This window comes from Pseudomonas sp. GW821-FHT01C01, assembly GCF_059422645.1.
This window is the reverse complement of sequence record NZ_JBWKXF010000068.1, coordinates 20,843-28,710: the sequence shown is the minus strand read 5'-3', so window position 1 is coordinate 28,710 and position 7,868 is coordinate 20,843. Positions and strand designations below refer to the sequence as shown.

Annotated in this window: 6 protein-coding genes; 4 read left to right on the top strand and 2 right to left on the bottom strand. The window is 59.7% G+C overall.

What is annotated here, in order from left to right; translation table 11 throughout:
* Window positions 1-78: 78 nt before the first annotated feature.
* A complete protein-coding gene (locus tag AC07XF_RS26510) occupies window positions 79-2,517 on the bottom strand; it encodes a Lon protease family protein (protein WP_495028864.1) in 2,439 nt (812 codons plus the stop codon).
* Window positions 2,518-2,794: 277 nt separating this feature from the next.
* Between AC07XF_RS26510 and AC07XF_RS26505 the strand changes: the two genes are divergently transcribed.
* The 3 genes from AC07XF_RS26505 (at window position 2,795) to AC07XF_RS26495 (ending at window position 6,237) form a co-directional block, all read left to right on the top strand.
* Window positions 2,795-3,283, top strand: a complete 489-nt coding sequence (locus tag AC07XF_RS26505) for a DUF3015 domain-containing protein (RefSeq protein WP_495028863.1) — start codon at window positions 2,795-2,797, stop codon at window positions 3,281-3,283.
* 235 nt (window positions 3,284-3,518) lie between these two features.
* A complete protein-coding gene (locus AC07XF_RS26500; RefSeq protein WP_495028862.1) occupies window positions 3,519-5,372 on the top strand; it encodes an Lnb N-terminal periplasmic domain-containing protein in 1,854 nt (617 codons plus the stop codon).
* 370 nt (window positions 5,373-5,742) lie between these two features.
* Window positions 5,743-6,237 carry a GreA/GreB family elongation factor gene (locus AC07XF_RS26495; protein WP_495028861.1) on the top strand — a complete coding sequence of 165 codons (495 nt, stop codon included), beginning with the start codon at window positions 5,743-5,745 and terminating at the stop codon, window positions 6,235-6,237.
* On the opposite strand, the gene gdhA is transcribed toward AC07XF_RS26495, so the two are convergent.
* Window positions 6,234-7,571, bottom strand: coding sequence for an NADP-specific glutamate dehydrogenase (gene gdhA / locus AC07XF_RS26490; protein WP_495028860.1), 1,338 nt, complete (start codon window positions 7,569-7,571; stop codon window positions 6,234-6,236). The two genes, AC07XF_RS26495 and gdhA, sit on opposite strands and share 4 nt — an antisense overlap.
* Here gdhA and AC07XF_RS26485 point away from each other — a divergent pair.
* On the top strand, window positions 7,570-7,815 hold the full coding sequence (locus AC07XF_RS26485; protein WP_495028859.1) for a hypothetical protein: 246 nt from the start codon (window positions 7,570-7,572) through the stop codon (window positions 7,813-7,815). The two genes, gdhA and AC07XF_RS26485, sit on opposite strands and share 2 nt — an antisense overlap.
* Window positions 7,816-7,868 lie beyond the last annotated feature (53 nt).

Sequence of the window (7,868 nt, the reverse complement as noted above, 5' to 3'; positions counted from 1 at the left end):
GGCGTCTTTTCATTCAACATTTATGTTGACTGATACGCCGCCTTCGCGAGCAAGCCCGCTCCCACATGGGTTACTGCATCAAGCCGGCTTGGTTTCCGCCAACGCCTCTTGCGCCAACTCCTTCTCGGCTTCTTTCAGATCATCTTCACTGATCATTTCCGCGATAACCCGCAGGCGTTCCACTACCCGTGCGTTCACGCTGCCTTCAGGGAATTCGCCATTCTCGTCCGGCTCGCCGGCCGGCTCGCCGACCAGCAAACTCAAGGCTTCGTCGGCCTGACGGACCGCGTAGACATGGAACTGCCCCGCACGCACCGCCGCCAGCACCTTCTCGTCGAGCATCAGCGTGGCAACGTTGGCGTGAGGAATGATTGCCCCCTGCTCGCCGGTCAACCCGCGAGCTTCGCACAGACGGAAGAAGCCCTCGATCTTCTCATTGACCCCACCGACCGCCTGCACTTCGCCGAACTGGTTGATCGAACCGGTGATGGCGAAGCACTGCTTGAGCGGGGTTTTCGACAAGGCCGAGATCAAGGTGCAGGCCTCGCCCAGAGAAGCACTGTCACCATCGACATAACCGTAGGATTGCTCCAGGGCGATGCTCGCGGAAATCGCCAGCGGGAATTCCTGGGCGTAACGGCTGCCCAGATAACCGGTAAGGATCATCACGCCTTTGGAGTGGATCGGCTGGCCGAGGTTGACCTCGCGCTCGATGTCGACAATGCCGCTGCCGCCCGGGTACACCGTGGCGGAAATCCGCGCCGGTATGCCGAAGGCCGAGTCGCCGACTTCCAGCACCGTCAAGCCATTGCACTTGCCGACCGCCGCGCCCGCGGTGTCGATCAGGATGATCCCGGCCAACATATCATCGAGAATCCGCGCCGACACACGGCCGGTGCGAGTCGCCTTGGCCTTGAGCGCGCGTTCGATGTGCCCGGCGTCAGTCATTTCGTCGGACGCCAGGTGGCGAATGAAATCCGCCTCGCTGACCAGCTGGAACAGATCGCCAATGCGCGCCGACAAACGCCCCTGGTGCTCGGCCAGACGCGCACTGTAAGTCGCCAGGCGTGCCACCGCATCGGCGGTCAGCGGCGCCATGCCTTCTTCGGAAGTACGGGTTTTGAGCAACTGGGCGAACTGCTCCAGGCTCTCGTCGACCATCGGGATGTCTTCGTCGAAATCCACCAGGACGCGAAACATTTCCTGGAAGTCCGGATCGAGGTCTTGCAGCGTGTAATAGAGCTGACGGGCACCGATGATGACGACTTTGACCTGCAATGGAATATGTTGCGGCGTCAGGGTCACGGTGGCCAGGCGGCCCAGTTCACCAAGCGGCGATTCCATTTTCAGCTTGCGCGATTGCAGGGCGCGTTTCAGCGCATCCCACACGAAAGGCTCGCTGAGCATTTTGTCCGCTTCAAGGATCAGGAAACCGCCGTTGGCCCGGTGCAAGGCACCCGGTCGCAACTGGCGGTAGGTGGTGTACAGCGCGCCTTGATCGGTGCTGTATTCGATGCGACCGAAGAGGTTTTCGTAGGTCGGGTGCGGCTCGAACACCACCGGCGCGCCGCCGCTGGCCGAGTGACCGACCACCAGGCTCGGTGCGTATTGTTCTTCCAGCAGTTTGCGGGCGACCGCGTCGGTCTTGCTGTCGTCCACCAATTGCTCGACCACGGTCTTGAGCAAGTACACCTGCATGGCTTGCAGATAACCGCAGACCGCCGCGTTCTCGGCGTACTTCTCCGACAATGGCGACAACAATGGCTGCAAGGCCAGGGTGATGGTTTCTTCGTTGAGGTGGCGCAGTTGATTGCTCGACTCACGCTTCCATTGCGGCAGGCTGGCGAGCTCTTCGTTCAGGCGCTCCTCCAGTGCCGAAATATCCTCGTGAAAGCGGTCGCGCTCGGCTTCCGGCAACTGGGCGAACTCTGCTTCGTCCAACGCCTTGCCGTCGCCCATCGGGGTGAAGGCGATATTGCTGGCGTCGCGGTACAGCGCGACGTCCTTTTCCAGGGCCAGACGCTCGATGACGTCCAGGGCCTTGTCATAGCGCTGATTGAACGCGCGATCGATGGCGCTTTTCTTTTGCTGGTAGGACGGATGCTCGAAGACTGCCGGAAACGTCGCCAGCAGGTTGTCGATCAAACCGTTGATGTCACCGATAAAGGCGCCGGCGCTGCCCGACGGCAGTTCCAGTGCGCGCGGCTCGCGAGGCTCGTCGAAATTGTTGACGTAGACCCAGTCCGCCGGGGTCTGCAGGCGTTTGCCTTCGGCCTTCAGGTAGCGTTTGACGAACGAGAACCGGCCAGTGCCGGGCTCGCCCATGACGAATACGTTGTAACCGGGGCGTGGCATGGCCACACCGAACTGCAAGGCTTCAACCGCACGTTCCTGGCCAAGCACACCGCGAAAGGGCTCCAGATCATTGGTGGTAGAGAAGCTGAACTGTTCAGCGGAAAACGGACGGGTCAGCGCTTCGGGCGCTAGACGCAAGCTGGCAGCAACAGGATCAGGCATCGGGCTTCCTTAACAATCAGGCGGGGCAGATGGCAGCATTCTGGCGCTGCCCATGCCCGACTGGCAAGGAGTGCCGCAGGCCTGTGCATAGACAATCCGCCAACCCCAGGCGGACCGGGCTTGCGCCGCGGTTTCCCATGAATGTTTTGCAAAAAATCACGGAACCCCGTGATCGTGCCTAAACTCCAGACTGCGCGGCTGGACTGATGACCGGCCCACTGGCACCAGACGGGCCAGACCCCTTGTCCATTGGTAGGCACATAAAGAGAACAAAGCTATGAAACGGATTCTTCTTGGTACTCTCTTCACCGCTGTATCCATCAACGCCATGGCTCAGGCCCCGGGCGGCCCGGATTGCGGCTGGGGCAACATGCTGTTCGAAGGTCAGCGTGGTACTCCAGCTCACTTTATGGCATCCACCACCAACGGCACCTCCGGCAACGCAACCTTCGGCATGACCTCCGGCACCAACGGTTGCGCGACCAATTCGTCGCTGACCTATGGCGGCAAATCCTGGATTGCCATGAATGGCATGATGAACGAGCTGTCCGAGGACATGGCCAAAGGTCAGGGCGAAGCGCTGACCACTTACGCCGTGGTACTGGGCGTGGCGCCGGAAGACCGTGCGCACTTCGCCGCCGTTACTCACGAGCACTTCCAGCAGATCTTCAGCAAGGCTGACGTGACTGCCGAAGACGTGCATACCAATACCCTGGCCGTGCTCAAAGCCGACCCTCGACTGGCCAAGTACGCCACCCAGGCATAAGCTCGACCCGCCCCGCTTCTTTCGGGAAGCGGGTTTTGTTTTTTGGACCTACCCTTCCTCGGGTAATGTTGCTGACTATTGTAGGAGCTGGCTTGCCAGCGATGATTTCAAAGGCGCTGTGTTTATCCAGTAAACACGCGTAATCGTTAACGACCATCGCTGGCAAGCCAGCTCCTACAGGTAAAAGGCATCCACCTCGTTGGGTCTTTGTTTTTTTCGACTTAAGTTGCCATCTATGTTCAAACGCCTTGCCTGGCTGGCGCTGTGTGCCTGCGCCCCGCTGTCCGCAGCGCCTTACATCGACCCACAACGTTTGCAGCAACTGGCCAACGACCCTTTCTGGATATCCCTGGGCCATTACGAAACCGCCAAGCTCGGCGGCTGGCGCAGCTATGTCAGCGACAGGAAATTTTTCCTCGCCGCCGATGGCAATGAACATCCGGACCATGAACTGGCGGCGACCGTGCAAGCCTTGTACGCCCCGGCCAGTGCCGGTGAACAACACGCGCAATGCGTCTACCCGGCCCGCACCCGCTGGCTGAAAGAACAACTCGGCCTGACCGGCCTGCCGACACCGGACTGCGCCGAGTTCAAGCAATGGTTCAAGGACGTCTCACCCGACAGTGCGGTGATGATCTTCCCGGCGGCTTACCTGAACAGCCCGTCCTCGATGTTCGGCCACACCCTGCTGCGCATCGACCAGGCCGACGTAAAGAGCGACAAGACTTCGCTGCTCAGCTACGCCATCAACTTCGGCGCCTACATCGAGGGCTCGGACAACAGCATCCTCTATGCCTGGAAAGGCCTGATGGGCGGCTATCCCGGCCTGTTCGCGCTGGTGCCCTATCAGGAAAAACTCTCGGAATACCGCAGTCTGGAAAACCGCGACCTGTGGGAATACCGGCTGAACCTGACCCGGCAGGAAACCGCGCGCATGGTCGAGCACGTCTGGGAGCTGAAGCAGATCAAATTCGACTATTTCTTTTTCGACGAAAACTGCTCATACCGCTTGCTCGAACTGCTGCAAGTGGCCCGCCCGAGCCTGCGCCTGACCGAGCAATTCCCGCTCACAGCGATCCCGACCGACACCGTCAAAGCCGTGAAAAATGCCGGACTGGTGGAATCCATCCAGTATCGTCCGTCCCGGGAACGCGAGTTGCTCAGTCGCGCCGAGCCGTTGAACCCCGAAGAGCAGCAATGGGTGCTGAAAGTCAGCGCCGATCAGAAACAATTGCAGGACCCGGTGTTCAAGACACAACCCCGCGAACGCCAGGCGCTGATCATCGATGCGGCCTATCGTCTGGAGCGTTACCGCGCCAATGGCCAGGAACGCGATCCGGCGCGCGCCCAGCGCAGCTTCGAACTGCTGCGGGCGATCAACCAGAACCCGGCGCCGGAGCTGGATATCCCGCAACCCGGCCTGCCGGAAGACGGCCACGAGTCCCGCACCTGGCAGCTGGGCCTTGGCACCCGTGGAGATAAAGCCTTTGGCGAGTACGGCTTGCGCATGGCTTATCACGACCTCAATGACAACAGCGAAAGCTTTCCCCTCGGTGCGCAGATTGAAATCCTGCAATTGAAACTGCGCCAGTACGAAGGCAATGACTGGCAAGTGCAGCGACTGGACCTGGCGACCATTCGCTCCCTGACCCCGCGTAACGAGTTGCTGCAGCCGCTGTCATGGCAAGTCACCGGCGGTCTGGAACGGGTACCGGGCAAACATGATGAACAAACCCTGGTCAGCCACGTCAACGGTGGCGGCGGCGGTACCTGGCAACTGGGCGACGATCTGCTCGTTTTTGCCCTGGGCACTGTGCGTATTGAACACAACAACGACTTCGCCGCATTCATTGCCCCGGCCGCCGGTTTCAACAGTGGGGTGCTGTTGAAAAACCCGCTGGGCAATTTGAGCCTCGAAGCCAAGGGCGATTACTTCAGCAATGGTGAAGTGCGCCGTAGCCTGAGTCTGAATCAGCAATGGGAAATATCCCGCAATCTGGGACTGCGCTTGAGCGCCCAACGCGAATTCAGCCATTTGGCGACGGCCGAGAACGAAGTGATGCTTGAGCTGAAGTGGTATCACTACTGACCCGAACGAACCGCACATCCCTGTGGGAGCGGGCTTGCTCGCGAAAGCGGTGAGTCAGTCAAGATTAATTTTGAATGGCAGATCGCATTCGCGAGCAAGCCCGCTCCCACAGGGGGGACGTAGCGCTGGACAAAATGCATACGCACCTTTCACAAACACCCGACGCATCCACTTCTAGACTTTCATTATCAGCCGCGTATCGGCCTGGGAGAGTGAGATGGCGCGGTATACGACCGCAACAGTCATCTGGAGCAGCCGCAGAGAGATCGGGATGCCGCCCGGGCCTATCGCTCGCCGTGAGTCGTTTTCAGACATTCGCTGAAACCAAATGCCTGCGACCATGGCCTAAACCCTATACCGGGAGAACGCCATGAGCCGTGCCTTCGTCAATGAAGATAACGCCGCCGCGCAAGCCGATCAGCCTGTCGAACGGCAGGTCAGCGCGCAGCCCAATTACGTGACGCCGCAAGGCCTGAGCCTGTTGCAGGGTAAAGTCGCGGAACTGCAATCTCTGCATGCCGAGCAATCGGACAAGGGTGAGCAGGCCGACAAGCAGCGCCTGGCGGATCTCGAGCGCGATTTGCGTTACTTCAAGCAGCGCTTGGGGAGTGCTCAGGTGGTACCCGCCGCGACCTCGACCGAAAAAGTGCAGATCGGCAGTTGGGTGACCTACGCCGACGAACACGCCACCGAACGTCGGGTACAACTGGTGGGCGAAGACCAGGCCGATGCCGCCCACGGCCTGATCAATTGGGGTTCGCCGCTGGGGCGGGCACTGCTCGGTGCACGACTCAACGACGAAGTGCTGTGGCTGCGCCCCGCCGGGGATCAATTGATTGAAGTGATCCGTATCGAACCGACTTAAACCACGCCTTGGGCCAGCATGGCATCGGCGACCTTCACGAAGCCGGCGATGTTCGCGCCCTTGACGTAATTGACCCGGCCATTCTCTTCACCGTAATGCACGCAGGCATGGTGAATCGACTGCATGATCGCGTGCAGTTTGCTGTCCACTTCGCCAGCGGTCCATGCCAGGCGCATGGCGTTCTGCGACATCTCCAGCCCGCTCACTGCCACGCCACCGGCGTTGGATGCCTTGCCCGGCGCAAACAGAATGTCCGCCTCGATGAACAGGTCCACCGCCTCAAGGGTGGTCGGCATGTTCGCGCCTTCAGCCACACAGATGCAGCCGTTGCGCAGCAAGGTGCGAGCGGCTTCGGCGTCCAGTTCGTTTTGCGTCGCGCACGGCAACGCGATATCGCAGCTCAGGCTCCATGGCAGTTGACCGGCGCGGAACTCCAGGCCAAAACGGCCAGCCAGTTCACGGATCCGCCCGCGCTGCACGTTTTTCAGTTCCAGCACCGCCAGCCATTGCTCCTCGGTCAAACCGCTCTCGCAGTACAGCGTACCCTCGGAGTCGGACAGCGAGATCACCTTGCCACCCAGGTCCATGACCTTGCGCGCCGCGTATTGCGCGACGTTACCGGAACCGGAAATCGCCACGCGCTTGCCCTCGACCGCCAGGCCACGGCGCTTGAGCATTTCTTCGGCGAAGTACACACAACCGAAACCGGTGGCTTCCGGACGAATCAGGCTGCCGCCATAGCTCGGTCCCTTACCGGTCAACACACTGGTGAATTGGTTACTCAGCCGCTTGTACTGGCCGAACAGGAAACCAATCTCGCGAGCACCCACGCCGATGTCGCCGGCCGGCACATCAACGTCCGCACCAATGTGACGGTACAACTCGCTCATGAAGGCCTGGCAGAAACGCATGACTTCCGCGTCGCTTTTGCCTTTGGGGTCGAAGTCCGAACCGCCCTTGCCGCCGCCCATGGGCAATGAAGTCAGGGAGTTTTTGAAGGTCTGCTCGAACGCGAGGAATTTCAACACACCAAGGTTCACCGAAGGATGGAAGCGCAACCCGCCCTTGTACGGACCGATCGCGCTGTTCATCTGGATGCGGAAACCGCGATTGACCTGAACCTTGCCCTGATCGTCGACCCACGACACGCGAAACACCACCGCCCGCTCCGGCTCGCAGATGCGCTCCAGAATACCCGAGGTCAGGTAATGCGGATTGGCTTCAAGAAACGGCCACAGACTGCGTAGTACTTCTTCCACGGCCTGGTGAAATTCAGGCTGGTCCGGATCGCGATTTTTCAGGCGGGCAAGGAAGGATTCGACGGATTCGATCATGGAAAAGTCTCGGCAAATTTATTGTCGTTGGAAGGGATTGAGCCGGACTGTAACAAACGATTCGCGCACAAGAACAGAGCAAAATGTCGCATTTATGAAATCAAATGGTGCACAGGATATAAAACAGACTGCTTTTTGGCCTGATATTGCACCTGAATGGGGATTAACAATTCATTTCATGCACCTTCAGGAATACCGCCTTCGCGAGCAAGCCCGCTCCCACTGGGAATCGATGTTGAATTGAGAGGTGTACCTTTCACAAAACCTGTGGGAGCTGGCTTGCTCGCGAAGGCCGCT

What these genes read in the sequence shown, in the direction of transcription:
- AC07XF_RS26510 (WP_495028864.1), bottom strand. Translation starts at nt 2,517, where the DNA reads ATGCCTGATCCTGTTGCTGCCAGCTTGCGTCTAGCGCCCGAAGCGCTG.
- AC07XF_RS26505 (WP_495028863.1), top strand. Translation starts at nt 2,795, where the DNA reads ATGAAACGGATTCTTCTTGGTACTCTCTTCACCGCTGTATCCATCAAC.
- AC07XF_RS26500 (WP_495028862.1), top strand. Translation starts at nt 3,519, where the DNA reads ATGTTCAAACGCCTTGCCTGGCTGGCGCTGTGTGCCTGCGCCCCGCTG.
- AC07XF_RS26495 (WP_495028861.1), top strand. Translation starts at nt 5,743, where the DNA reads ATGAGCCGTGCCTTCGTCAATGAAGATAACGCCGCCGCGCAAGCCGAT.
- AC07XF_RS26485 (WP_495028859.1), top strand. Translation starts at nt 7,570, where the DNA reads ATGGAAAAGTCTCGGCAAATTTATTGTCGTTGGAAGGGATTGAGCCGG.
- gdhA (WP_495028860.1), bottom strand. Translation starts at nt 7,571, where the DNA reads ATGATCGAATCCGTCGAATCCTTCCTTGCCCGCCTGAAAAATCGCGAT.